Annotated in this window: 44 protein-coding genes; all 44 read right to left on the bottom strand. The window is 66.3% G+C overall.

The genetic code is table 11. The annotated features are described in order from the left end of the window. Positions 1–9: 9 nt before the first annotated feature. The gene (locus tag IEX47_RS04670; RefSeq protein ID WP_188782771.1) at positions 10–360 is read right to left on the bottom strand and encodes a hypothetical protein; all 351 of its coding nucleotides are present in this window, start codon (positions 358–360) and stop codon (positions 10–12) included. Then, positions 360–827: a hypothetical protein gene (locus IEX47_RS04675; RefSeq protein WP_188782772.1), complete on the bottom strand. Its 468-nt coding sequence runs from the start codon at positions 825–827 to the stop codon at positions 360–362. Before IEX47_RS04675 ends, IEX47_RS04670 begins: the two co-directional genes overlap by 1 nt. Before the next feature lie 3 nt (positions 828–830). Then, entirely contained in the window at positions 831–1,817 is a 987-nt protein-coding gene (locus IEX47_RS04680) for a phage tail tube protein (protein ID WP_188782773.1), read from the bottom strand. Next, entirely contained in the window at positions 1,818–2,219 is a 402-nt protein-coding gene (locus IEX47_RS04685; protein WP_229662619.1) for an HNH endonuclease signature motif containing protein, read from the bottom strand. Between the two features lie 35 nt (positions 2,220–2,254). Continuing rightward, positions 2,255–2,416 (bottom strand): hypothetical protein, encoded by a 162-nt coding sequence (locus IEX47_RS04690; RefSeq protein ID WP_188782775.1) that lies wholly within the window; start codon positions 2,414–2,416, stop codon positions 2,255–2,257. Positions 2,417–2,431: 15 nt separating this feature from the next. Further along, positions 2,432–2,896 carry a hypothetical protein gene (locus tag IEX47_RS04695; protein WP_188782776.1) on the bottom strand — a complete coding sequence of 155 codons (465 nt, stop codon included), beginning with the start codon at positions 2,894–2,896 and terminating at the stop codon, positions 2,432–2,434. After that, positions 2,896–3,420, bottom strand: a complete 525-nt coding sequence (locus IEX47_RS04700; protein WP_188782777.1) for a head-tail connector protein — start codon at positions 3,418–3,420, stop codon at positions 2,896–2,898. Before IEX47_RS04700 ends, IEX47_RS04695 begins: the two co-directional genes overlap by 1 nt. Continuing rightward, entirely contained in the window at positions 3,417–3,623 is a 207-nt protein-coding gene (locus IEX47_RS04705) for a hypothetical protein (protein ID WP_188782778.1), read from the bottom strand. Before IEX47_RS04705 ends, IEX47_RS04700 begins: the two co-directional genes overlap by 4 nt. A 75-nt stretch (positions 3,624–3,698) precedes the next feature. Beyond that, the gene (locus IEX47_RS04710; protein WP_188782779.1) at positions 3,699–4,916 is read right to left on the bottom strand and encodes a phage major capsid protein; all 1,218 of its coding nucleotides are present in this window, start codon (positions 4,914–4,916) and stop codon (positions 3,699–3,701) included. A 103-nt stretch (positions 4,917–5,019) separates the two neighbouring features. Further along, positions 5,020–5,718 carry an HK97 family phage prohead protease gene (locus IEX47_RS04715; RefSeq protein ID WP_188782780.1) on the bottom strand — a complete coding sequence of 233 codons (699 nt, stop codon included), beginning with the start codon at positions 5,716–5,718 and terminating at the stop codon, positions 5,020–5,022. Further along, a complete protein-coding gene (locus IEX47_RS04720) occupies positions 5,715–6,872 on the bottom strand; it encodes a phage portal protein (protein WP_188782781.1) in 1,158 nt (385 codons plus the stop codon). Before IEX47_RS04720 ends, IEX47_RS04715 begins: the two co-directional genes overlap by 4 nt. Further along, positions 6,869–7,012: a hypothetical protein gene (locus tag IEX47_RS04725; RefSeq protein WP_188782782.1), complete on the bottom strand. Its 144-nt coding sequence runs from the start codon at positions 7,010–7,012 to the stop codon at positions 6,869–6,871. The genes IEX47_RS04720 and IEX47_RS04725 overlap by 4 nt, the downstream gene beginning before the upstream one ends. A 10-nt stretch (positions 7,013–7,022) precedes the next feature. Beyond that, complete coding sequence (locus tag IEX47_RS04730) at positions 7,023–8,426, bottom strand: terminase large subunit domain-containing protein (RefSeq protein ID WP_188782783.1); 1,404 nt, start codon at positions 8,424–8,426, stop codon at positions 7,023–7,025. A gap of 34 nt (positions 8,427–8,460) precedes the next feature. Further along, a complete protein-coding gene (locus IEX47_RS04735; RefSeq protein WP_188782784.1) occupies positions 8,461–8,724 on the bottom strand; it encodes a hypothetical protein in 264 nt (87 codons plus the stop codon). A gap of 376 nt (positions 8,725–9,100) precedes the next feature. Next, positions 9,101–9,283 (bottom strand): hypothetical protein, encoded by a 183-nt coding sequence (locus tag IEX47_RS04740; protein WP_188782785.1) that lies wholly within the window; start codon positions 9,281–9,283, stop codon positions 9,101–9,103. Between the two features lie 39 nt (positions 9,284–9,322). Beyond that, positions 9,323–10,156 carry a 3'-5' exonuclease family protein gene (locus tag IEX47_RS04745; RefSeq protein ID WP_229662620.1) on the bottom strand — a complete coding sequence of 278 codons (834 nt, stop codon included), beginning with the start codon at positions 10,154–10,156 and terminating at the stop codon, positions 9,323–9,325. Positions 10,157–10,158: 2 nt separating this feature from the next. Continuing rightward, positions 10,159–10,410 carry a hypothetical protein gene (locus tag IEX47_RS04750; RefSeq protein WP_188782900.1) on the bottom strand — a complete coding sequence of 84 codons (252 nt, stop codon included), beginning with the start codon at positions 10,408–10,410 and terminating at the stop codon, positions 10,159–10,161. Between the two features lie 112 nt (positions 10,411–10,522). After that, positions 10,523–11,380: a hypothetical protein gene (locus tag IEX47_RS04755; RefSeq protein ID WP_188782786.1), complete on the bottom strand. Its 858-nt coding sequence runs from the start codon at positions 11,378–11,380 to the stop codon at positions 10,523–10,525. Further along, positions 11,377–11,787, bottom strand: a complete 411-nt coding sequence (locus IEX47_RS04760) for a hypothetical protein (RefSeq protein WP_188782787.1) — start codon at positions 11,785–11,787, stop codon at positions 11,377–11,379. The genes IEX47_RS04755 and IEX47_RS04760 overlap by 4 nt, the downstream gene beginning before the upstream one ends. Before the next feature lie 157 nt (positions 11,788–11,944). After that, positions 11,945–12,430 carry a hypothetical protein gene (locus IEX47_RS04765; RefSeq protein WP_188782788.1) on the bottom strand — a complete coding sequence of 162 codons (486 nt, stop codon included), beginning with the start codon at positions 12,428–12,430 and terminating at the stop codon, positions 11,945–11,947. A 154-nt stretch (positions 12,431–12,584) separates the two neighbouring features. Then, entirely contained in the window at positions 12,585–12,896 is a 312-nt protein-coding gene (locus tag IEX47_RS04770) for a hypothetical protein (RefSeq protein WP_188782789.1), read from the bottom strand. Continuing rightward, positions 12,896–13,273, bottom strand: a complete 378-nt coding sequence (locus IEX47_RS04775) for a hypothetical protein (RefSeq protein WP_188782790.1) — start codon at positions 13,271–13,273, stop codon at positions 12,896–12,898. Before IEX47_RS04775 ends, IEX47_RS04770 begins: the two co-directional genes overlap by 1 nt. Beyond that, positions 13,270–13,431 carry a hypothetical protein gene (locus tag IEX47_RS04780; protein ID WP_188782791.1) on the bottom strand — a complete coding sequence of 54 codons (162 nt, stop codon included), beginning with the start codon at positions 13,429–13,431 and terminating at the stop codon, positions 13,270–13,272. Before IEX47_RS04780 ends, IEX47_RS04775 begins: the two co-directional genes overlap by 4 nt. 99 nt (positions 13,432–13,530) lie before the next feature. Continuing rightward, positions 13,531–13,794 carry a hypothetical protein gene (locus IEX47_RS04785; protein ID WP_188782792.1) on the bottom strand — a complete coding sequence of 88 codons (264 nt, stop codon included), beginning with the start codon at positions 13,792–13,794 and terminating at the stop codon, positions 13,531–13,533. After that, the gene (locus IEX47_RS04790; RefSeq protein ID WP_188782793.1) at positions 13,791–14,096 is read right to left on the bottom strand and encodes a hypothetical protein; all 306 of its coding nucleotides are present in this window, start codon (positions 14,094–14,096) and stop codon (positions 13,791–13,793) included. The genes IEX47_RS04785 and IEX47_RS04790 overlap by 4 nt, the downstream gene beginning before the upstream one ends. Beyond that, positions 14,093–14,425, bottom strand: a complete 333-nt coding sequence (locus IEX47_RS04795) for a hypothetical protein (protein WP_188782794.1) — start codon at positions 14,423–14,425, stop codon at positions 14,093–14,095. The genes IEX47_RS04790 and IEX47_RS04795 overlap by 4 nt, the downstream gene beginning before the upstream one ends. Continuing rightward, on the bottom strand, positions 14,422–14,586 hold the full coding sequence (locus tag IEX47_RS04800; protein ID WP_188782795.1) for a hypothetical protein: 165 nt from the start codon (positions 14,584–14,586) through the stop codon (positions 14,422–14,424). The genes IEX47_RS04795 and IEX47_RS04800 overlap by 4 nt, the downstream gene beginning before the upstream one ends. Further along, positions 14,583–15,404 (bottom strand): DNA adenine methylase, encoded by an 822-nt coding sequence (locus tag IEX47_RS04805; RefSeq protein ID WP_188782796.1) that lies wholly within the window; start codon positions 15,402–15,404, stop codon positions 14,583–14,585. Before IEX47_RS04805 ends, IEX47_RS04800 begins: the two co-directional genes overlap by 4 nt. 414 nt (positions 15,405–15,818) lie before the next feature. Continuing rightward, positions 15,819–16,079, bottom strand: a complete 261-nt coding sequence (locus tag IEX47_RS04810; protein ID WP_188782797.1) for a hypothetical protein — start codon at positions 16,077–16,079, stop codon at positions 15,819–15,821. Continuing rightward, positions 16,076–16,825: a hypothetical protein gene (locus IEX47_RS04815; protein WP_188782798.1), complete on the bottom strand. Its 750-nt coding sequence runs from the start codon at positions 16,823–16,825 to the stop codon at positions 16,076–16,078. Before IEX47_RS04815 ends, IEX47_RS04810 begins: the two co-directional genes overlap by 4 nt. Beyond that, positions 16,822–16,980, bottom strand: a complete 159-nt coding sequence (locus tag IEX47_RS04820; RefSeq protein WP_188782799.1) for a hypothetical protein — start codon at positions 16,978–16,980, stop codon at positions 16,822–16,824. Before IEX47_RS04820 ends, IEX47_RS04815 begins: the two co-directional genes overlap by 4 nt. 69 nt (positions 16,981–17,049) lie before the next feature. Further along, positions 17,050–17,244 carry a hypothetical protein gene (locus IEX47_RS04825; RefSeq protein ID WP_188782800.1) on the bottom strand — a complete coding sequence of 65 codons (195 nt, stop codon included), beginning with the start codon at positions 17,242–17,244 and terminating at the stop codon, positions 17,050–17,052. Between the two features lie 66 nt (positions 17,245–17,310). Next, positions 17,311–17,541 (bottom strand): hypothetical protein, encoded by a 231-nt coding sequence (locus IEX47_RS04830; protein ID WP_188782801.1) that lies wholly within the window; start codon positions 17,539–17,541, stop codon positions 17,311–17,313. Between the two features lie 153 nt (positions 17,542–17,694). Next, positions 17,695–18,108, bottom strand: coding sequence for a hypothetical protein (locus IEX47_RS04835; RefSeq protein WP_188782802.1), 414 nt, complete (start codon positions 18,106–18,108; stop codon positions 17,695–17,697). Next, entirely contained in the window at positions 18,108–18,605 is a 498-nt protein-coding gene (locus tag IEX47_RS04840) for a hypothetical protein (protein WP_188782803.1), read from the bottom strand. The genes IEX47_RS04835 and IEX47_RS04840 overlap by 1 nt, the downstream gene beginning before the upstream one ends. Before the next feature lie 2 nt (positions 18,606–18,607). Further along, complete coding sequence (locus tag IEX47_RS04845; RefSeq protein ID WP_188782804.1) at positions 18,608–18,886, bottom strand: hypothetical protein; 279 nt, start codon at positions 18,884–18,886, stop codon at positions 18,608–18,610. Beyond that, on the bottom strand, positions 18,883–19,737 hold the full coding sequence (locus tag IEX47_RS04850) for a PD-(D/E)XK nuclease-like domain-containing protein (RefSeq protein ID WP_188782805.1): 855 nt from the start codon (positions 19,735–19,737) through the stop codon (positions 18,883–18,885). The genes IEX47_RS04845 and IEX47_RS04850 overlap by 4 nt, the downstream gene beginning before the upstream one ends. Then, positions 19,734–19,865, bottom strand: coding sequence for a hypothetical protein (locus IEX47_RS18080; RefSeq protein WP_268238941.1), 132 nt, complete (start codon positions 19,863–19,865; stop codon positions 19,734–19,736). Before IEX47_RS18080 ends, IEX47_RS04850 begins: the two co-directional genes overlap by 4 nt. Then, positions 19,865–20,176, bottom strand: a complete 312-nt coding sequence (locus IEX47_RS04855) for an ead/Ea22-like family protein (protein ID WP_188782806.1) — start codon at positions 20,174–20,176, stop codon at positions 19,865–19,867. The genes IEX47_RS18080 and IEX47_RS04855 overlap by 1 nt, the downstream gene beginning before the upstream one ends. Continuing rightward, the gene (locus tag IEX47_RS04860; RefSeq protein WP_188782807.1) at positions 20,173–20,367 is read right to left on the bottom strand and encodes a hypothetical protein; all 195 of its coding nucleotides are present in this window, start codon (positions 20,365–20,367) and stop codon (positions 20,173–20,175) included. Before IEX47_RS04860 ends, IEX47_RS04855 begins: the two co-directional genes overlap by 4 nt. Continuing rightward, on the bottom strand, positions 20,364–20,537 hold the full coding sequence (locus IEX47_RS04865; RefSeq protein WP_188782808.1) for a hypothetical protein: 174 nt from the start codon (positions 20,535–20,537) through the stop codon (positions 20,364–20,366). The genes IEX47_RS04860 and IEX47_RS04865 overlap by 4 nt, the downstream gene beginning before the upstream one ends. A gap of 228 nt (positions 20,538–20,765) precedes the next feature. Continuing rightward, the gene (locus IEX47_RS04870) at positions 20,766–21,053 is read right to left on the bottom strand and encodes a hypothetical protein (RefSeq protein ID WP_188782809.1); all 288 of its coding nucleotides are present in this window, start codon (positions 21,051–21,053) and stop codon (positions 20,766–20,768) included. After that, entirely contained in the window at positions 21,050–21,337 is a 288-nt protein-coding gene (locus tag IEX47_RS04875; RefSeq protein WP_188782810.1) for a hypothetical protein, read from the bottom strand. Before IEX47_RS04875 ends, IEX47_RS04870 begins: the two co-directional genes overlap by 4 nt. Before the next feature lie 252 nt (positions 21,338–21,589). After that, positions 21,590–21,934 (bottom strand): hypothetical protein, encoded by a 345-nt coding sequence (locus IEX47_RS04880; protein ID WP_188782811.1) that lies wholly within the window; start codon positions 21,932–21,934, stop codon positions 21,590–21,592. Between the last annotated feature and the right edge of the window lie 553 nt (positions 21,935–22,487).

Raw genomic sequence — 22,487 nt, forward strand, 5'->3', positions numbered from 1 at the left:
CGAACGGCGTCAGGTAGTGCTCGGGCCAGACGCCGCCGACTGAGGGTCCGCCTCCGAAGCACCGTCCTCAGCGTCGGCAGCAAGAGCCGCCTCGTCGTCCTCGTCGACCTCAAGGCCGACCTCGTCAAACGCGAATACCACCTGGTCCGGCTTCAACTGCGGACGCTGGCGCTTGAGCAGAACGAACAGCAGCGCGTGAATCGCGATCATCGAGCCCTTCTGCACCGACTCGATCCACTCCGAACCGAACGCCATGCCCGTCAACTTCTCGATCGCCATCGCCTCGGGAGACGTCAGCTTCATCGGGTCGAACGGCCACGAAAGCCGCTCCCCGCCCTCAGGGGTGTAGACGAACTGCATCAGCCCTCAACTCTCCGCGCGATGTCCTGAAGGACGCGCACCATCTCGCGCGCCACAACAGGGCGCTGCTCCTCGAACGTCTTGTCCATCCAGTGCGGCTGGACGCCCTCGGTCTGCGTCACGAACCGACCACCAAACACGGGGCGCCGCAGTCGGCCAGTGCGGTGGATCGACCCGAGGTCGAACCCCTTCTTGCCGCGCACGAGGATCCGCAGACCCGCGTTCCGGCCGCCTCGCACATTCGCGACGACGGACTGCTTCCGCATCGCCAGGGCCTGCAATCCGCCCTCGGTCGGCAGGTTCTCGGGCTCCCCGGTCGACGCCTTCATGTCCTCGCGCACAGGCTTCGACACGCGATTCAGGCCCGAGTAGAGATCCTTCTGGATCGCCTTCTTGTCGGCGTGCGTCCGAATGCGGCGTACCAGTGCGTCAATCGCGTCGCCGCCCCGCAGCTCGACGTCAGGCATGGATCAGACCGTCGTGTCGGTCGACATGTACTCGATCGTCCCGACACCATTCGTCGGGTCCCAGAACGCAGAGAACGGGATCGACGCCTTGTTCACATCAGGCCCGTCAACCTCCGGGACATCACCCGAGAAGTAGACCTTCGGAACCTTGATGCGGAACGTCTCGTTGTACGCGCCCGAGATCACCGGCCCCACGAACTCGATGACCAGCGACGTCGAAGTGTGGCCGACGTAGCGGTCCACGAAGTCGGCCTTGTTCACGAAGTCCACCTCGAGCGTCCCGGAGATCGCCACGAAGTCGTTCCACACCGGCTCCGACTTCTTGCCTCCGTTACCCGCATAGAACCGGCCCACGTCCTGCGACCGGGAGAACGTCACGCTCATGCCCTTCACGCCCTGCACGCCAGCCTCAGCGCCATACGTGCCGAGCTTCACGGCCATCTGGTTGAACTTGAACGGCAGGTTCCCCGCCTGGTACGACGGCGCCACCAGCGTCTGGGCCTCGGTGATCTCGCGGCAGTCCCAGTCGACACTGACGGTCAGTGCCTCGCCAGCCGCACACGAGAACTCCGCCTGCGTGACCTTGCTGCCCAGCGCCGTGTACGGACGAACCGTGCCCGTCGTGTCCGCAATGCCACACTGCACCGACATGGACTTGCCGAGGTTGTCGCCCCACGCGTGCGTCTGCAGGTACGCCGTCGTCGCGCCCTGCTGGACCGGCGACGACGTCGAGCCCGTGAGCTGCGACAGCAGCAGACCCATCTGCTTGTTCATGACCTGGCCCTCAAACTTGGCCGTGCCCTGAACCTGCGTCACCACCTCATCCGGAGGCGCAGGACGACCCGCAGCCACACCCGAAACAGGGACAGTGTCCTGCAGATGCTTCACGTTGAACGTGCCCGCAAGATGCCGACCCGCAGCAACATACGTGCCGTACACCGACTCAGCCGCAAGGCCAAGCGAGGAGCCAAGACCGCTTCCGATAGCCAATTAGCTCACCTTCTTGTGCTCGTACCGCGCGCTCGCGGCATTGCGGCAGGTACGGCATTCGCGCGCACCCTTGGGGGAGATGTAGAGATTCGGTCCACTGAGTGGATGGCCAGCGCGAGCGCAATGAGTCTTTGCGGCGTTCCGTGCGGCGGGGGTGTCGCCGCGCATGACGTTCTCGCGCGGGGTGACCGGTTCTAGGTGGTCGGGGTTCACGCAGTGGCGGACGCGGCAAAGATGGTCGAGCTGTAGGCCGTCGGGGATGGGGCCGTTGCGCTGCTCCCATGCCCACCTGTGGGCCACCGTCGTTCGCTGCTCGCCTGACCAGAAGAGTCCGTAGCCCTGCCAGCCCGTCTTGGCTTGCCACAGCCAGCAATCGTTGTCGTCCTTGACGACCTTCTCCATGAATCGCAGCCATGGGTCGCGGCGCGGGATAGCCATCAGGCGTCACCCTTCTTCTTGCCGTCAACCAGCTCCCACGTCGGGGCCGGGAAATCCATGCCAAGGTCGTCAGCGACCTCGATCACCTGACCCGCAAGAACGAGCCGGTTGCCAAGCCACGGCAGCGTCAGGTCCACCCCGGAGGTGTTCTTGATCTTCATCAGCGCGATGCCTTCCTAGAGCTGGGCCTTGAACAGGACGCGGAACACACCAAGCGCCCACGTCCCGTTGCGGTTCTGGTCGGAGTCGATGCGGGTCACCGACAGGTGGCACCACATGAGTTCGGGGATGGACGTCAGGTCCGGGTCCGCGCGCAGTGCGGTCGCGAGCGCGTCCAGCACCGCCTCGAGCCGGGTCAGGGCGATGTCGGTGTCGGTGTCGCCCGTCGACACGAACGCCACGCAGTTGATGCCGCCGCTCTCCGTGCGGTTGACGGCACCCGTGTAGAGGAAGTCGGAGTCGCCGTCGACCATTGGGGCGGGCTGGTCCGAGAACGGGTCGTCGGCGCCAACCAGCACGTAGTCAGCGGGCGAGTCGGTCACGCCGTAGCCGAGACGGACATCGACATCGGCGGGGACAACCGCAGCGAATGCGGGGACGAGAGTGCGCATGAGGGTCGCGCCGACCGTTGCCTTGACCATCAGAACCCCACAGACAGGTGCGGCGAGATGAGTTCAAGGACGCGGTTCGGGAACATGTATGCCGCCCCGGGAACAACCTCCGCCGAGCCGCCACGCTGGCCATTGCCACGCTGCGACGACTGCCACAAGTGCCGTACCAGTTCCTTGACCGCAAGCATCAAGTCATCCGGACACGTTCCACGGCCCGCGGTGTATGCCACGTCGTACTCGCGACCAGTGAACGTGCCGCCGTGAACGAACCTCACGACACCCGCGGACGTGTGCAGCGAAAGGTCCGCCACCGTCAACGCGACGCCGCCGACCTCCGTGACCGACGTCAGCGAGATCGCAGGGGAGGCGTACAGCGCCAGTGCCGGACCGCCACCACGCACACGGTCAGTCCGAGAGCGCGGCTGCAGGGGTCCGACGCGCTCCTCGAGAGCCGCCTCCGCCGCCGCGATGAACGCCTCGATCTCGGCGTTCCACGTGTCCACGCTGATGTTCAGGTGTAGCTTCGCGTCGGACAGCGACAGGACCGATGTCACCGTCGAGCCTTGGATCCGGCGCGCACCTCAGCCTTGGGGGCGGTCTTCTTCTCCGCGTTCGCCACCTCTGCCACCGGAGACGCCAGGCCAGCCGCACAGAGCTCAGCGCCCTCGGCGTCACCGACGACGACCTCGCCGCCGACGGACGGCCACGGCTCACCGTTGCGCGTTCCTGAGATCGCGACATTCATGCACACCTTCATGGCGCGCTCCTTTCCGTAGACGATGACCACCCAGACGGGAGCGGCGCGACCCGTGAGGGGCCGCGCCGCAACCGATCAGGTGGCAGCGCCAGCGAAGTGCTTGACCGCGCCCGTCTGGTCGACCAGCACGCCGTCACCGCGGACGAGGCACCGGAAGGTGACGAGGTCCGAGTTGAACGCGTACTCATCCGAACGCTCGAACCGCACGCCGCCCGCGAGGCGGACGAAGTACGCCGAGACGTCACCGAACAGGACCGACTTCGCGGTCGTGCCCGTCGCGGCGATGTTCGGGTCCGTGTGGACCGGCTTGCCGAGCAGGAGGTCCGGCACGCCGGCCTGCAGGCCCGGCTGCCACAGGTAGTTGTTGTCCGAGCCCTTGAGCTTGCGGACTGCGGCCACCGTGGCGTCGCGCATGATCCAGCCCGCCGACGGCGAGTTCCGGTATGGCGCGATGACCGAGTAGAACAGGTCGATCAGGTTGTCGGCGGTGAACGCACCCGCGACGCCCGTGCCACCCGTCACGCCCAGGCTCGAGCCCGTCACGATGCCGGACGGCTGCGAGGAGCCGGTGCCGGTCGCGAGGTGGGCACCGAACGCGTTGCCGACCGCACGACCAGCCTGCATCGAGAGGTAGCCCTCGAGGTCGACGCCCGTGTCGTCGATCAGCTCGCGTGCCACCTGGATCAGGACGCCGTACTTGTAGGCACCGAGAGTGCGCTTGGCGAACGCCGGGTCCGACTCCGCGATGGCCGCAGCCTCCGCAACGAGCGCGCCCGAGGAGTGGGCGGTCGTGGTCGGAACCTCGAAGTTCTCGCCGCCAGAGGTCTGCAGCACGGTCGGGCCGGCCGACAGGATGCCGGACACCTCGATCATGTGCTGGACGAGCTGGTTGTAGAACGACGTCGGGACGATGTTGCCGCCCGCGGTCGCGGTGCCCTTGGTCAGGTCACGGAAGTTGACCGGGCCGTCGGGGCGAACCTCGAAGGAGCGGGACTCGCCGCGGAGGAACTTGCGGAGCTCGTTCTGCGTCGGCTCGGCCAGGATCGCGGGGGCCTTGCGACCCTCTGCGATCGAAGCGAACGCCGCGTCCATGTCGGCGTTGCGCTGCTCCTGCTCCTCGATGGACTTGACCCGCTCCGCGATGGAGTCGAGGTCGGCGTTCATCCGGTCGTAGGACGACTGCTCCTCGGCGGACAGGTCGCGGTTCTCTGCGGCAGCGGTGTCGAGGAGGGCCTTGGCCTGCTCCCAGGTGTTGGCCCGCTGCTCGCGAAGGCGCTGGATGAAGTCACTCATCTCGCGTCTCCTTTCTGCATGCCTTGGGCATGCGAAAGCCCCCGACCAGTCGGTGCGGGGGCGGAGGGGAATTGGAAGTTCGACGGTGGGTTGCGCCCTGCCGTCAGAGCTGCTTCTTCATCTCCAAGGCGCGCAGCATCACCTGGAGCCGTCCTGCCGAGTGGGTTTCGCCCTGCTCGGACTGGCCGGAGTTTCGGGAGCCCAGATCCACCATGATCGGTGCGGGCTTGATGAGGTCGGCCAGACGGTTCTGCCGGGCCATCTCCTCAACCTCGACGACCTCCATGCTGCGCGCGTCCGCGAGGGAGCGCAGGCCGGTGGAGGTGTCGTAGTAGGCGGGGTCATCGACCGGGGCGACATCGACCAGTGACATGCCCAGCACGGTCCGCAGGGGGAACCCGTCGGGCGTCAGTGACCAGTCCGACTCGTGCATGTACGCAGCGAACGACGAGCGGGCCACATCGCCTCGCGCAACCAGCTTGCGGACCCGCTCGGAGTCGGCGTCGTCCAGAAGGTCGACCTCGTAGTCAAGGCCAGTGCCGTCGACCATCAGGCGCAGTGAGTCGCCCGCAATGGAGCCCAGCAGCACCTCATGGTTGTACCGAGCCATGACGCCGGGCCAACCGTCGCCCGCAGACTTCGACAGCGACGACGGGTCGATCTGCTCAACCCAGCCGCCGAGGTTGCGGGACAGCTTGTTGAACTTCAGCGCATACCCACCAATGCGGGGCGGTCCGTCGTCCTTCGCGGAACGCAGTGCCACCGGCTCTCGGAGCAGTCGCCGCTCGAGCTCGTTCGTCATGAACCCTCCTCTTGGGAACGCTTCTCCGTCGCCGCCGCAGCCTTGGTCGCAAGGGGCGTGTAGTCCTGGCCCTGCCCATTCGGCAGGGGCGCCTCGTCCTCGAGACGGCGGATCTCATCGACGTTGTGCAAGCCGATCTCGCGCGCGATCTTGTGCACCTCAAACCGGGTCTTCGTGTCCACGCGGATCAGGGAGTCGACGTTGAACTTCACGTACTCGCCGGGCCGCATCATCGACGAGAACGCCGCTTCGAGCCGCACCAGCCATGGGCGCAGACTGTTCGTCAGGAACTGGATCTGGTTGAGCTCGACCGTGGAGTACGTCAGTGAGCCGGCCGCCTCGCCGCCGACCATCTCGGGCGGGATGCCGAAGATGGATGCGACCTGCGAGGCGGTCAGTCGCGCGGCGGACACGAACCCGGCATCGTTCGCGGAGAGCGACAGGAAGTCGAGCTTCCAGTCCTTGCCGGTGACGAACGGCTCGCCCGCGCGCATCGTCGCCAGCGTCCGCTCCTTGACGACCGCGGCCTCTTCTGGCGTGAGCGTCTTGTCGGCGTTCTGCACATGCACCGACGGGATCGCCCGGTTGCCGTACCACGACGCCATGAACTGCTCCGTGGACTTGCCAGCAGTGATCGCAGCCGAGCACGCAGAGAGCGGAGAGACGCCCAGCCGCGAGCCGGGGAGCACCATCGCCGGGATGTGCAGCATCTGCGCGTCCGGGATCTCGCGGCCGTTGTAGTACCACCGACCGTCGTGCAAGCGGACCTTGTCGGGGTGCAGCCACTCGATCATCTTCGGCATGCCCGGCGTGTCCCGGTCGCTGCCAACGATCAGGCCGTAGGCATTGCCGCGCAGGAGGAGCGACGTCATGCACCGCTGAAGCCAGTCGATCCGCGTGCCCCGGTTCGACGGCGAGTCGAACACGGCAGGCAGGGTCATCGCCTGACGCTCGCCGTCGGCACCCTTGCGGTACGCCTGAAGAGGGAGGGAGGCGACGGCCTCGGACACCAGGCGCACCGACGCGTACACCGGGATCAGCCCCAGCGACCCCTCGAGCGAGGCGTCAGCGATCGGCGAATCGCCGCCATGACTCCACGGCAGCGACGAGATGTCGCGAGCCTCGGGGCGCGATGAGCGGAAGAACAGGCTCACTGGTCACCCCGCGCCAGCTCGCGCGACGCCAGCAGCATGCCCGCGCCAAACACGGCCAGGCACAGCGGCGGCCAGATCGCGAAGCCAAACAGCGCCAGAAGGCACAGGCCAGCAAGGTCGAGAACGTCGGTCTTCGACATCAGGCCCTCCTCAGTAGAAGCTCTGGAGTACGTCGTAGTCGGGCGTAGTCAGCGCGGCCTGCCACGCAGCGAGGGTCACGGCCTCGAGCATCGAAACGTCCGTCTCGGAGTTCTTGCGGTCCCACACCCAACGGCCCTCAGGGGTCGTCCTGCGGTGCGCGCCGTACACGGCGTCGTCAAGGTCGTCGTGGTTCGCGTGGGCGAATGTGCCCGCCTGGACGCGGTCGAAGATCTGAGCGCAGGCATCCTGCGAGTCGCCCGTCCGAGCGATCACCAGACCCGAGTCCTGCGTCAGGCCCACCGCCTCAAGCGCCGGGATCAGGTCAGCAGCCGAGCGAGCCACGACCACCGCACACCCGTAGGCGTCATGCAGGCGCTTCGCCTCGGGGACCAGCCAGCCAGTGCCCTCGCGTCGGTCGACCGCGGCGCCAAACACGCGCTCGTCGTCACCGATCCGCACGCACCCAGCCGCGCCGATCGAAGCGTGCATCCGATCCATCGACACCGACAACGCGATGGCGTCAACCTGCGGGCCGGGATCCTCGACCATGCACTGCTCCCAGCGGCCGGCGCCGAACGCGAAGTTCTTGCGCAGTTCGTCCCAGATCCCCAAGCCCTCACGCAGGAACGACGCCTGCCCGAGCTTCTTGCGCATCCGCAGGATCGCCTCGCGCGAGGTGTCATCAGGGAACGACGGGTTGGCCTTCGCTACCTGCGCCCAGTCCCGCTCCGTCAGCGGAGCCGGGAGAGCAGTCACGACATGGGACGGATCCGCTCCAAACTCGATCCACGCCGTGTCATCGTCCTCGCCAGACAGCGCCTCCTGGCGCATCCGCGTGAACACCTCAGACTTGTCCGTCGGCTTCGGCGGCGTGCCCATGAACAGCAACAGCGCGCCGCAGTCCTGACGGGACTGGTTCATCGCCGGGATCATGTCGTCAAGCGCGGCGTCGTCAAGAATCTGAGCCTCGTCGTACACCACGACATCGACCTCGTCGAAGCCGCGACCGAAGCCCGCGGCCCGAGCGCCGAACATGATGCGCGAACCGTTCGTGAACTCGATGCACTCTTCGCCAGAGCCGAGCGTGATCTTGGCGACGAACGGCGCGATCTTCTTCCGACGCGCCAGCGCCTGCATCTTCTTGAATGTCTCCTCCGCAGTGCGGAGGCGATGCGCCGACCAGACGACCGTGAGGTTCGGGCGGAGCAGGCAGAGAGCGAAGATGATCGCGCCGACAAGGAACGTCTTGCCGACCTGTCGCGGAATCGACAGGCCAGTGCCGCCGATCGTCGAGGCGTACTTCCCGTCGGCCCGCTTGCCCAGGATGATCTGCGCGATTGGGCGCTGCCACCAACGGAAGCGGATGCCCAGGTCGCGGCACTTCGCCTCAACCGCAGGGAAGCCCGTCGTCACGATCCCCTTCGGGACCACGACATGCCGGGCTACGTCAGATAGCCGCGGGGTCGAAGGCTTCGTCAACAGCTTCGCCGCTGCCACCCTCGCCCGCTTCCTCCGCCGCCGCATCACGGCGCGCCTGCTCGGCGGCGATCAGTCCATGCAGCTTGTTCAGCTCGTTGTTGAACTGCGGGCGCGTGTTCTCCGCCGCCGACGACAGCGACTCCGCGATGAGCCGGCGCTGGGCCAGCAGCATCTCGAGCACATCGCCCGACTCCACCGCCTCGAGCAGGGTCGGCTTGGCCTCATCGCTCACGGCGTTCACCACCTTGAAGGGGGGAGGGGGGTTCGTAGATAGAGGGAGCCCCTGCTCCTGGGGTCCTGCTGGTCGCCGTTCCTAAAGAACCGGGCGTCAGATCCGCCATCTCTTGCGCGTGTCGGCCTTGCGGTGCTTCTCGACGCCGCCCTCACTGCGGTTGCACTGTGCGTGGGCTGGCCCGAGGTAGCAGGCGTCGACACAGCGGTGGCGGTTCTTGCCGGGGCATACGCGCCTGTCGTGGGCTAGGTCCCACTCGTCATCGGGGTCGATGGCTCGCGATGTCTTGAGGCAGACGAGCTCGTGACACCAGCCGTTGCCCGCGTCGATGTTGGGCTGTAGTGCGGCACGTCGAGCACGGTGGTCGTGGCCGTAGTCAGCCACGTGCGGCCAGCCAGTCGTCCAGCAGGTCATCGAGCAAGTGGTGCGCGTCGTCCCACTTGCTCGGGTACGCCGACGTGCCAATGACCCGCTGCTGCCGTGCCGCGTAGTGCGCTGTCTCGATCAGCTCGGCCTCGATGCGCGCACGTTCAGTGGCGCTAGGGAAGACGGTTGCCATCGGGATCACCGCCCATCACGGGACGAAGGGGTTGCGAGGTCAGACGCCGCGCACGATGGACATGCGCTCGGGCTCGATGCTGAGTCGCGAGTGTCCGCCGCAACTGGTGCAGCGGTGCATCGTGTAGGTCATGACATTGGCGACGTACCTGCGTGCGATGGGCTTCGTCTCGTGGCCGCATCGGTTGCAGGTGGTGAGGCGGTCCTTGCCGTCGACGAACAGCGCGGGGTGGTTCTTGATGTGCGGTCGTGCCCAGTCGTAGATCCATTGGCCGCCGATCACGTCGCCAGCGCAGTAGTCGACGAGGCGGTCGCGGTCTTCGACGGATCCTGCGACTGCCCGCTCCATCGCGTCGGGGTCGTAGCGGTCGGTCTTGCCGCTGTGCCCGAGGATCTGGAGCGCGGCGTCGAGTCCCTTGAAGGGCATGCCGGTCTTGAACTGTGACCGCAGCACCTTGAGCGTGTCGACGGTCTTGAACGGCGGCAGGGGTGCCAGCTTCGGGATGTGCTTGTGGCCGATGCGCGGGAGGTAGAAGTCGCCCATGAGCCAGGGCACGTCGGCTCCGTCGACGTTGTGGCCGACGATGATGTCGGCGTTGGACACGAGTCGGTGGACGTTCTTGAGGAACTGGCCTCGTCCGCCCTTGTCCCACTCGGCGAGGCGGATCACGTCGGGGGAGTCGTACCACTTGGCGCACACGATGGTGGTGCGTGGTTCGCGGATGACTGTCTCGTGGTGGATGTAGCGGTTCTTGAGGTCGCCGCGGTCCCACCATCGTTGCTGCGTGATGCCGGGGAGTCGTTCGACGTCGAGGACGAGGATGCGGTTGCGGGCCTTGGGCGAGACGGATGCGATGGCGGCGTGGATGTCCACGCTCAGCCCCGGAGGTAGCAGGCACAGGTGCCTGCTCGGTGCGCGCGGATGGTGGTGACCGAGACGCCGATGCCGAGGGCTGCGAGCACCTTGCCGAGTCGGGGCGCGGACATCTCGTCGCGGTTGTCGACTGCTGCGAGGAGCTGGTCGAGTCCGGGCGTCTCGGCGGGGATGGAGTCCAGGTTGCGCTGGAGTGCGCACTGCCCGGTTGCTGCGGGTGTGGCTGACTCAAGCGCGGCGAGAATGTCGATCACGACGACCTCCCTCGTGAAAGACGAACGCCCCGACCGTGAGGCTCGGGGCGGTTTTTGGGAAGGCTCTCGCAGGGAGTTGCGGCGAATGGTGCGCGCCTGCCGAAATCGTACCTCATGCGTTGCTCCTTGCGGTAGTGGCGCGGCGTGTTTCGATCCACTTGGCGTAATCGGCGTGGGTCCACCTGTGCTCGCGGTTGGCACCGCAGGTCCAGGTGTCCCCGCTGTCGTCGGTGTAGTGCTGCGGCTCGCGGCAGTGGTCGTCGGTGCACCAGTGGCCGTACTTGCGGACGAGGCGGGGGGCCTTGTCGCCGTTCTCGACGCACGCGGGGCAGGGTGCGCCTCGTTCGGGGCGGACGAGGGTGGCGAGTACGGATTCCATGTGGCGCCGGCACTTGCGGATTTGCCCGGCGAACAGGGGCCAGTCTTGGCCTTCGTCTTGGGCGATGCGGGCGAGCTGGTTGATGAGGTAGTCGGCGGCGTTGGCGACGGTGACGCGCTTGTTGGAGGGGTGCTGGTAGTCCTCGCGGATCGCCATGTCCCAGTGCCCGAGGAGGTTGTACGGGTGCCGGTCGTCGTCGTCGGGCATAGCGGCGAGTGCGTGGGTTGCCTGCTCTTCGGTGATGCGTCCGAGTCGCATCCATGCGGTGAGGTGGCGGGACATGGCGAGGCGTCGTCCGGCCCACTTTGCGGGCTCGGCTCCGGGTGCTGCGAGGTTGGCGGCTTCGGAGTTGACGCCGCCTGCGAGGGCGGCTGGGAGCATGAGTGCGGCGAGGTCGACGATTCGCTTGATGTCGTTGCGGGTGCGTCCTACGCAGCGGGCGCAGGTGAGGTCGTTGTGGCCGATGTGCTGCCCGCAGTTGGTTCGGGCGGTGCAGTGCTTGGTTGGGTCGCCGTATTCGTCGTGGGTGCAGGGTTCGCCGTCTGGGGTGAGGTGCTGCTCGAGGTCTCGGTCGTAGCGGCAGGTGGTCATGCGTCCTCCGAAATGACTGCGGCCCGCTCAGCGAGTTGCTGGCGGGCCGTGAGGTAGGCGGGCGTTGGCGCGGTTGTGTCCGGTGGTCGTGTCTGTGGTTGGTCGCAGATGCAGCGGTGGAGGTGTTTGCCGCAGAGCCGGCAGGCTTCGTTGCTGCGGGGCGGCTTGGGTGCTCGTTCGGCGTCGGTCGGGTTTGCTGCGGTCCACCAGGGGCCGTGTTCTTTGACGCGGGCGGGGGTTTTGGTGGTGGAGTCGCAGGCGACCCAGACGAGGGCGAGTGCGACGTCGAGGCGTGGCCTGTGGGCGAGCTCGGGTTGCCGCAGGAGCGTCTGGATGGAGGCGATGGGCCAGTCGGGTCGGAGCGCGTTGACGGCGGCGGCGATGCGTCCGATTTCATGTTCGTTCATCGCCAATTCCAATCGCGTGCGCGTACCAGTGAGGTAGGCACTTGGTCTTGGATTAGACAGATGACCTGCACCCGAAGAGGGGGAAGGGGGAAGGGGGAAGGGGAGTTGGCGATCGCATGGGCCATCGCATTGTGGATGCCATTGCGCATGCGATCTCCTATTCCATGTCCAATGCCATTGCGCATGCCATGTCGAATGCGATGGGGTCGTGGGACTTGAATCCGGCCCACCCTTCACGGCTGGGATCTTCGGCGTAGAGGCGTGCGAGTTCGTGCATGAGCGCGTCTCGAACGTCTTGGGAGTGGACCTTGCCGATGGCTTTGGCGCACGCGATCCCCATGTTCTTCCGGGCGAGGATGTTGTCGTGCCGGATGAATGAGCGGATGAGGAGTTCCTGTGTGCCCTGGTCGACGACGACGAACTTGTCTCGTGCGAGTGTCTTGACGGCGGCGCGGAGCTTGGGTTCGGTGAGGTCGGTTGCATTTCGGAGCATCCGGCCGGGCACGTAGTCGACGACTCCGCAGTAGGACACGCCCTTTTGTGAGCCGAGCATGAGGTAGGCGTGTTGGGCTGCGGAGGGGAGTCGGATGAAGTCGGGGTTGTCCCAGATCGATACGTAGATGCGGGCGTGGTCTCGGGCCATCAGGTCCCTCCTTCTTCGTCGGGCCATGCCTGCACGTTGTGTCGCGTCTCGGCGTGGTGTTGGCGCGCGGTGTCTGCGGCTGTGGGGAAGTCGGTGGCGTAGTTCCATGCGGCTTCGGGGCAGTCGGGGTCGTAGCATCGCCAGCGCGCGCCGATCACGACGTCTCCTCGGTCAGTTCGCGAAGCAGCCCGCGAAGAGTTGCGACGGCTTCAACGGAACCCATTTGGAGACACGTGTCGAGGGATGCCTTGACGATGCCGCTCATCCAGTCGACAACGGCGGACGCCATCTCTTGGTGATGGTGTTGGATGATGGGGTTGTATAGCGGCTGTCCATCGTCGCCGCATCTAATGAGCAGCGATGCGCCACAAGTGCAGCCCAGAAGGTTGGGCTGAAACACATCCACGACGTGCTCGTCTCGGACTCGGGCCAGGATCTCCGTGACCCGCTCGGCAAGATCACCCATCACGCACCGTCCTCGGTCAGCAGGGCACGGAGTGCGGCGGCGGCAGTCCGTAGCACGACTCCGTGCCGGGGGTCATCCCCGGCCTCGGCCCGCCACTTATCTGTGAGGTCGCGGATGGCCTTGTCCCTGTCGGCCAGACGCTGCTCGGCGGCGTCAGCACGGGCTGTCTCCGCACGCAGCAGAGTGTTCTCCGTGTCGCGGTAGTTGTCGGCTCGCTTGCGCTGCGCGTCGCGCTGCTCACTGGTCCCGTCGATGTGTCCGAGGAGTTCCTGCGCGCGCCACAGCCAGACGTGTCCGAGGTCGTTGTCGTTGGCGCGCTTGATGTCGGCCCGGTAGGTGTCGAGTGTCGTGTCGGGGAGGATCCTGGGGTCGCTCATGTCGTTTCCTTGTCGTTCCATTCGTGGTGCCAGTGCTTGGGCCACGAGGCGAGGTAGACGGATGCGTGCTTGCCGTCGTGGTCTTTGAGTCGCGCGCACCGTGGCGGCATGTCGGAGCCGTCGTGGTCGATGGCGTTGCAGTGTTCGTCGTCAGGCACAGTCGGTCTCCTCTTCTTCGTCGAGGTGGCAGATGCAGGCGCAGTTGTCGTAGCGGCAGGCGGTGTGCTGGTTGCGGTTGCACCAGTCGGAGTTGCCGCTCACTGGTCGGCCTTGCAGGTGACGCGCATCGGTCGGTCGGGGTCGATCCAGAGCGGCCTGTGGTCGATCACCGGCAGTCCGTCAAGCGGGTTCCATGTCGGCAGCACGTACTTGATCGCCGGTCGTGCGTGCCGGTAGACCGCGTGCCCGGTCGCTGCTTCCATCGCTTCGTCCCAGTCGCCCGCGGAGTCCCACAGGTCGCAGGTGTCACAGGTCCAGCGCCAGTAGGTGCCGTGGGTGGAGCAGTGGACACGGACGGTCATGACGGCTCCCCTTCGTCACAGTCCTCGCACGCCAGTTCGTCGTCGTCGCTGTCGGCGTGAACCCACGTCAGAAGTGCGATCGAGATGTTCGGGTAGCCGTAGACGTCCATGAGCACCTGCGCGTACTGCTCGCCGTCGCAGAACGTCGCATCGAGTGAGTGACCACGACCGGGCCGGACCTCGTCGGCCCACGTCAGGGTCCAGCCGTGCGAGGTCGGAAGACGTGGGATGCCGTGCCGCTCGAGCACTGGGATGACGTCGTTGTCCCATGCCTTCGCCTGCCGCACGGTGAACGCGCTCATGACGCACTCCCGACACCGTGACGCTGGCCGTACTCGCAGACCGTCGGACCGGGAGGCAGCACGTTGGCCCCGGACGCCGCTACTCGCGCGTGCCCCTCGGGCTGGTCGCACTGGATCTGGCGCGGCTTGGCGGGCACACCTCCGACGCCGGCTGCGATGTAGGACTTGAGCCGCGCGACCTCGGACTCGGCGTGCTGCCTTGCGCGTGCCTCCTGGTCGACGACGACGTGCAGGCGCTCGACCTCGCGTCGCAGCGTCTCGGTGTCGTCGGTGTCCGCGCACTTGCTGCACGCGCGGCACTTGTGGTCGTAGCAACGGTCGTGGCTCATGACTTCTCCTTGTGGATCTCGATGTCGTCGCCTGCGTTGAGGCGGATGGTGATGTCTGCCCCAGCACCGTTCGGGCGAGGGATGACGCCGACGAGGACGCCGGTTGTGGAGATGAGGCGTCCGAGGTGACCGTCGATGAGGGTGGTGGGCTTGCGGATCACGACGTGCTGCCGAATAGATCAGGCTCGCCGATGGGTCGGTTGCTCCACAGAACCTCGACGCGATCCGTGTCGCCCGAGAGTGTCGTCGCGCCCTTGATCTCGACCCTGTGCCAGTCGGCGAATAGGTCGTCATACAGAGGCGAGTTGTACCCGCTGATGACTACAGGCGCGCGCGAGTCGTGGCAGACCTGCGCGAAGTCCATGTGCTGCTCGTCAGCCGCCATCTCGACGCCGTAGTTCGCGGCACGGGTCGATCCCACATATGGCGGATCCGCATAGATGCACACCGTGGGCTCTGTGCCGTAGTCGCGGATCACGTCGAGCGCATCGCGGTTTTCGAGACTGACGCCGCGCAGGCGCCGTGCGGCGTCGGGCATTCGGTCGGCAAAGGAAGTAACGCGCTGCGATGCGTGACCGACGTCGATCCGACGGCTGAATTTCCATCCCGTCTTGGCAAGGGAATGTCCGCGGCTCTGCGTGAGTCGGACCCACACGCGACGCGCCTGTTCGATCTCGTCGCCGACATGATCGTCGCCCCAGGACTCGGCGAACTCTTGACGAGAGTGCGGCGTTAGTTCTGCCGCCCTCGCAAGAGACTCGGGATGGTCCCGCAGTACGCGCCAGAATGTAATCAGTGACCCGTCAAGGTCGTTGACCGTTTCTGCACGCGAGGGCGCTTTGGCGAGCAGGACCGCAAGCGATCCAGCGAACGGCTCGACGTAGTGCTGATGGTCCGGCAAGAGCGAGGCGATTCGCTCAGCCAGTGCCATCTTGCCGCCGTAATACGCGAAGGGTGGCTTCACAGTCTGTCGATCCATGTCGAACCCTCCCGGTCATCCCATGAGGCGCGCGGCTTCGGGCTGCGCTCACCAGGAGATGCCTTCACTGGCGGCACTCCGTCGCACTTCTTCGCGTGTTCTGCCTTGATCCGTTCCGCATGCCGCGGGGTGACCGAAGCTCGCTCCCAGCCGCAGTCGCATGTCACGAGATGAGTCGCCATGCCGTCTCCTTGAATGCAAGAAGCCGCCCCATGCGAGGTGGCTTCGGTGGTTGTTGGCCGGTTCATCGGCGCTGCCTCGCGTCCCGGTGCGTCGTGCACCAACGGCTCGTCGTCACAGACCACTTGGCGCAGAACTCGCACCGACGCTCACCGTGCTCAGAGGTGCGGTACGAGTCGCGGGCACGGATCACGGCGGCGGTGTAACGGGCGAACTCGAGCATCTGTTCGCGGGTCACGACGCACGCCCCAACGTCGGACGCATCACAAGGCCGTCACGCACCCACTGGCCCTCGTAAGCCAGCGGATCCACATGGCGCACACGCGAACCAGGGCGCGAACCAGGAGGCCGCAACTCGACGCCCATCTTGCGCAGCCGATCCGCCACGTACTTCGCGGAGACGCCCCACCAGTCAGCGAGTTCCGTCGTCGTCCAACCTTCGATGTAGTCCGCAGCCATCTCGGCCTGCTCCTCGGCGGTCAGGATCCTGCTCATGCCGCACGTCCCTTCTCCTTGTAGCGACCGGCAGCCCAGCCGTGCATCTCGCACAGGGATGCCTCACTGCGGCCCTTCGCCAGCCAGCGAGCCAGCGCGGCCTTCTTCTCCGCGGGGGTCGACGCGACCCTGTGGCCCGCAAGCAGTCGTGCGACCACTTCCTCGTCGATCCAGTCGGGCTGCGGGGTGACCCTTGCGACCGGCGCCTCGTCGTTGTCGATGTCGTCCCAAGCCAGCGGAGGCGCCCACCCGTTCTTCGCCGCGATACGCCTCGTCTTGTTCGACGGACCCGGCTTCATGCACAACGCCCGATACGCCTTGTCGATCACCGCCGCCGTTTCAGGGCGGACGGTCTTCCGGTCCACAAGGTCGGGAATCAGGCAGCGGTCGGGCATCCCTGCCTCGTCGGCGATGTGCTGGAACGTCCACCCGATCGCTTGCAGGGCACGGATGCGGCGGATCGTTCCCCGTGCGTCGATGAGTACGAGTCGTCGGCCGTAGTTGGTACGCCGCCGCCAACTACGCATCTGCTCGCGCTGCTTCCGCCGCGACTCCTGCTTCTCGGCCCACTCGGTCTGCATGTCCCACGTCGGCCAGTCGGCGCCGAGTTCGTCACGGGCCTTCGCCCAACGACGAACGGCTTCGATCGCGACGCCCGGATGGTCGACCTTCACAGCAGGCCAACCGCCACGCTCGTAGGTATCGAGGACCGCCCGCACCAACGCCGGTTCGGTCTTGAGGTTCACCGGAACTCCTGCGGGATGCAGCCGAGTGCGTCCGCGAGATCCAGTGCGTCAGGCAGGCCCGAGATCGTCGCCCACGCAGCCCGGTAAGTGTCCGGCGCCGGCTCGGTCAGGGTGATCGTGTCCAGAGACAGCGTTGTGCCGTCGTTCTTCAACATGAGGTGCTCCTAGAAACAGGAAAGCCACCCGGGGGAGGGTGGCTGGTGGACGGGATGGGTCGCGGTCGGCTAGAGCGTGTTGTAGCCCCGGACGGCGACGCTCATGTGCGGATGGATCGGTCGAGTCATCACGCGGTCGATCGAGTCGTAGCCCCTCGTCAGGAGGCCGCAGTGAATGCACTCGTAGCGGTCGCGACGGGCAAAGAACCCGGCAGTTCGGATGCGACAGAAGATGTGCGCGCAGGCTGCATCGTGGTCACTCATGTGCCCTCCTTCGGGCAAGCGAAAGGCCGCTTCATGTGAGGCGGCCTTGGGTTGATTGGTGCGGGGTCAGTCGCGCGCGTAGGGGTTGTCGGCCGGTTCAAGGTCGGAGGTGGTGTCGAGGGTTCCGCGCAGGTAGCCCTCTTCCCACGCGTCGTGCTTCTCGCGCTCCACCAGGCGGGCGAGCTGCAAGGCGAGGTGGGCGTCGCGCTGTCTGCCGTCGGACCGGGCGAGTACGTGATACGCCGCCAGGACGTCGGCGATCTGCTCGACCAGCGGTGCCGGTTCGTGCTCACTCATGCTCGGTTCCCTTCTCGGGGTCAGGGGAAGGACGGCGGCAGGCTTCGTGTGCAGCAAGGAACTCGCGGCCACGTGCGGCGAGGAAGGGTCCAAAGCCGCTATATGTCATCGCCGCCCCGCACGAGCAGAACAGACGCAGAGTCTCGGCGCTCATCACGACGCACCTTCGATGGCGGCGACCTCGGCACGGACGGGCTTGCGGTAGTCGTTGCCGTTCGGGCTGAGGAAGTGTCGCCAGATGCGCGTCAGCATCTCATCGGTGCACTCTTCGCCGTCGTCGGTCGTGTCGCCGCCATAGAAGACGCGCGCTCCCGGGAATGCGGCCTGCATGACTCGAATGGCGCCGTAGATGCGAGGCCAGTCGCCGCGCTCGTAATGCTCGCCGTAGTAGCGGCTGAGCGTCTGGAGTCCGATGCGTGGGGCTCCGAAGGAGTTGTCGACATAGAAGATGCCGTCGCCCCTCCAGTTGTCGCCAAGGTCGGACCTGTCGACGAAGAATGCTTCGGCCTGAGCGAGCTCTACATCGGTGGCGGTGGTCTCGGCGTAGAGGTTGACGTCGACTCCCATCACGCACCCGCCTTGATCGTCGCGACCTCGTCCTCGATGACCTTGCGCCGGTCAGCATCAGCCGTCGCCCACTCGGCCTTGAGTGCGGCGATGCGCGGGTCGACGGGGGCAGGGGTCGGCAGCGGGTCGACGGCGAACGTGTCGCGCTTACCCCTGGTGACCTGCAACTTGATCTCGATGCGCTTGTCGATGTGGGACATGTGCGAGATGCGGATTCCGCCGACGACGTCCTTCCCGAAGCGGATCGTCGGGTCGCGGTAGAGCGTGAGGCGGCGTCCGACGTACTGGTCGCCGTCGGTTCCCCATGCTGCTGCGATGAGGCGGCGCATGGTGACAGCGGGCCGGAACGCGCGGTCGGTCTCTTCCAGCAGGAAGTCGAACGGCTGCTCGGCCTTTCCGCCGACGACCTTGCGGATGGTGACGGTCATCGGCCCAGCAACGAGATCGTCTGCGTTGATCTGGTCCGACCGCGGGGCGAGGGAGGTGGAGATGTCCACGGCTAGGCCCCCTTCGCCGGGTCGCCGAGATCGCGCACGCGCACAAGGGCGGGCGGGTCAAGGGTCAGGTCTAGGACGGGTCCGTTCGTCGCGCCGGACATCAGCGCGAGGGTGTTGACGATCTCGCGCCACGTCTCGCCGCTTGGCTCGATCGCATCCTCGGTCCAGCTCAACTCATGGTTGGGCCCGGAGTGGACCTCTCGCACCGTGAAGTAGTTCTCGCCCGTGGGAAGGCGCTCGCGGGCCAGCAGGTACCGCCAGGTGTGTTCCGAGGTGTTCATGCCACCCCTCCGATCTTGATGTCGTCGAAGTCGTCGTACTCGTAGCCCCACGGCGGCAGGTCGATGACGTGCCGGTCGGGGCCGTAGGAGGGCAGGTCGATGCGCTTGCCGAGTTGCAGCCAGCGGTCACATGCCAGTGCCATCAGTTCGCGGCCTCGGTCGATTGCGTCGGGGTGGATCTCGAGAACGGACACGCGGTATTCGCCACCGGGGGTCTTGTCCTTCTCGACGCAGATCAGGTCGAATCGTTCGGCGTCGAGTCCGTTGGCTCGTGCGACGTCGAGGTAGTTGGCGGCGGACACGTGGTACAGGTACTTGTGCATGGTCCGCCCGAAGTCCTCGGGGTTGCCGTCGAACGTGGTCTTGACGTCGGCGATGTAGCCGGGGCCGACGAGATCGAACCGGGCACGGACACGCGCGCCGGACGGATGGTCGGCATAGGCACTGACTTCGTGCCCCGTGGCGGCAGCAAGGAGCCGAGACGCCTCAGGGTGCAACTCGACCGCCATCGCCATCTCCTGCGCCTTGTGCAGGGTCGCCGGCGAGATGACCGTCAGCCCGTCGCGCTTGGCGGCGAACACGGCGTCCTTCCATGCCTTCGTCGCGGTCGGGTTGTCGGCCCGCGATCCGTCAGCCTTGACGCCGATGATGTCGGGGTCTAGTACGGCGTACTCGTCGAGCCGGTCGGGTTCGAGCAGCACGACGTGAACCAGGCTCCCGAACGACAGGGCGTCCGAGTCCTGCGAGGGGGGCCGCTTCCCGAGCAGCACCTTCGCGCCGGATGCAGAGAGCGTCGTGGTGTCGGCGTGGTACTCGCGTTCGGGGAGGTTGTGGATCAGCTCAGCGCTCATTCCTCCACCCCGTCCCAATACTCGGCGTCCATGTCGGCCTTGTGCGCTGCCCATTCGTCGAGGCAAGCGGCGCAGATGTCGTTGCGGATCTTCTGCCCGCAGGTGGCGCAGTTGTCGGCGCGGGACATCACGACTCCCCGAGGTAGGTGCGGGCGACGGCTAGAGCGTGCTTGGCGTGCAGCGAGTCGTCGTCGCCGAAGCGGCAGAACGGGGCGATGAAGTCCAGCCAGTCCGCGACGGCGAGCGCGACGGCCGGGTGCCACGACGCGATGTGCTCCGCGTTCGGACGGTCTGAGTAGAGCGAGACCGTGTCGTGCTCGCCGTGGTGGACAGCGAAGCCCTGCCCATCGACGTGCGCGACCGACCACGGACCACGGGTAGCGGCATCCGCGTTCTCGCGCATCTTCGCGGCAGCACGCCTGAGCAGTTCGGCACTCATCGCAGCCCCATCTCCTTCTCGTATGCGTTGTCGCGTGCGGTCATGGCCCACTCGTCGAGGGGGTAGTCGTCGGGCACCATGTCCCCGTCGAGCGGGTCGCATTCGGGCACTCCGGGCGGGAGGCTTGCGATGATCGCGGCGAGTTCGGCAGCGACCTGTTCGGCGCGAGTCAGGGGGCCGATGCGGGTCATGGGCGCTGCACCTTCTTGGTGTAGGTGAAGATCACCCAGAACGGACCGAAGCCGATCATCACGTCGATCAGGTCGGTGTAGTCGGCGTCCACGTAGACGCCGATCAGCCATGCGCTCCAGTCGAAGCGTGCAGTCGCGCGGATCACGGCCGCCACCAGTGCGTGTCGCACGTGTAGCAGGTGTACAGCCCGCGCGTCCCTACGAACCGCTTCCGCACATCGTGGTCGCGACGCACATGCCAGTAGAGCCGCGACTTGCAGACCCTCAGTTGAATCCAGGCGGTCATGACGACCACTCCTCCATGTCGGCCTCGAGTCGATCGAGGCAGTCACATGCGCTCGTGACGAGCGCGACGAAAGAACCGCCGACCAGAAGGCCAGCGGTGAAGATGAGGGCGGTCATGCCGACTCGCCCCCGAACTCAGCCATGTCCTCACGCAGGTTCACGAGGTTGTGCTCGTACCAGATCGCGTCGTAGATCGGCGTCTCCGAGTTGCGGACCAGCGCTATGCCCTCGTCCAGCAGCCGTGCGTCGTCGCCATTCAGCAGCTCCGACACGCGCACCATCGCCTGAGCCGTCGCACGCTGCTCGCGGCAGAAGTCACGCACCGCCCACACGCACAGGCCGACGATCACGAGGCCGATGACAGCAGCGGCGATGTAGTCGTTCGGGATGCCCGCGGTCATGACGCGGCCTTGATGCGCGGCATCGGGCACATGGCCACCAGTGGCAGGTCGTACAGATCGGCACCGAAGCCGAGCAGGACGTCGTCAGGGTTCTCGCCGTCCTGCGTGGTCACCAGTTCTGCCTCGCAGAACCACGCCCACCGCGACACGTCCGCGACCGTGGCAAACGTCAGGTCCAGGCGCTCGCCGTTGAAGCCGACGCGGACGGGGACGGGCAGGTCGGCCTTCGAAGCCGACGCGAGGACAAGCGACACCGCGCTTGCTACGGAGTAGATGCTGCTCATGGGTACGCTTCTTTCTGGTAGATGGACGAAGCCCCCGCCCGCCTTGTCGGCGAGCGGGGGCTTCTGTGTTGTGGCGCGCGTCGGGAGTTGCGGCACCACGGACCGCCCGAGGGAGGGATGGGCGGCGGATTGGTTCGGCGCGGAGGCAGGACGGTCACCCGCGGAATGAGGACGCGGGCATGAGGGCTGCCTTCGATCCACGACGAGGCACCATGAACCCCGAGTGGTGACGTTGACCCCCGCGCCGAAGAACTAGGCGGCCGAGGTCCAGACGTAGACGCGGGCGAGCTTGTCCTGGTTCGACCCGACGGCATCAGTCGACTGCTCCCAGCCGTTCTCCCACCGGATCAACCGCTTCTGCTGCGCCTTGGTCCAGTAGAGCCCGATCTTCTTGTGCGCAATCCGACCTCGAACCTTCGGGCGCACATCGTTCACATGCACCGTGCCGTCAGAACGCACCGACGACTTCAACGCCGCGACGAACAGCGACCACTCGTCCGGCTTGCCACACAAGCGGATCTCGCACGACGTACAGACCGACGCGCCAGACAGCACGTCCGCCTTGAACAACGGGCCAGAGCAGCGGTCGCAGATCACGGATCCATCACCCCTCGCCGCCCGACGCCTGCTCATGGCGGTCGGGGACATCGGAACCGTTCGCGGCGTGGTGGACGCAGCCATGCGGGGCGTCGTGCGGGGCGGTGTTGTGACACGGCCAATCAATGCGGTTACACATGGCGAACTCCTTCAACGAGAAACGCCGCCCATGTGGACGGCGCGAAAGAACAGGGGGAGAGGCGGGCTACGAGGACGGGGAACACTCGCCGTGATCTGCGCCAGGGCCGAACCACTTGCCGCACATGTCACACTTCGGCGGCTTGATCGACACCGGGCGCGACGGCTTGCTACGACGAGCGCGAGGGACATCGCGGCGCATCAAGCCCTCGTAGCCGCGGGAGGTGGTGGGGTACTTGCGGTCAGTCATCGCTCGCACACCGGGCACTCGACCGACAGGTGCTCAACACAGCAGGAGTGCTGCATGTGGCCGCACGTCCAGCGGCGGCAGACGGTCAAGTCCCTAGGCGTGGTGTACGAAACGAATCCTCCGTCGGGCGTGTCGCTAGGCGCTGATGGCGACCTCCTCGGTGAT

Source organism: Nocardioides phosphati (assembly GCF_014646375.1).
Classification (GTDB): Bacteria; Actinomycetota; Actinomycetes; order Propionibacteriales; family Nocardioidaceae; genus Nocardioides; species Nocardioides phosphati.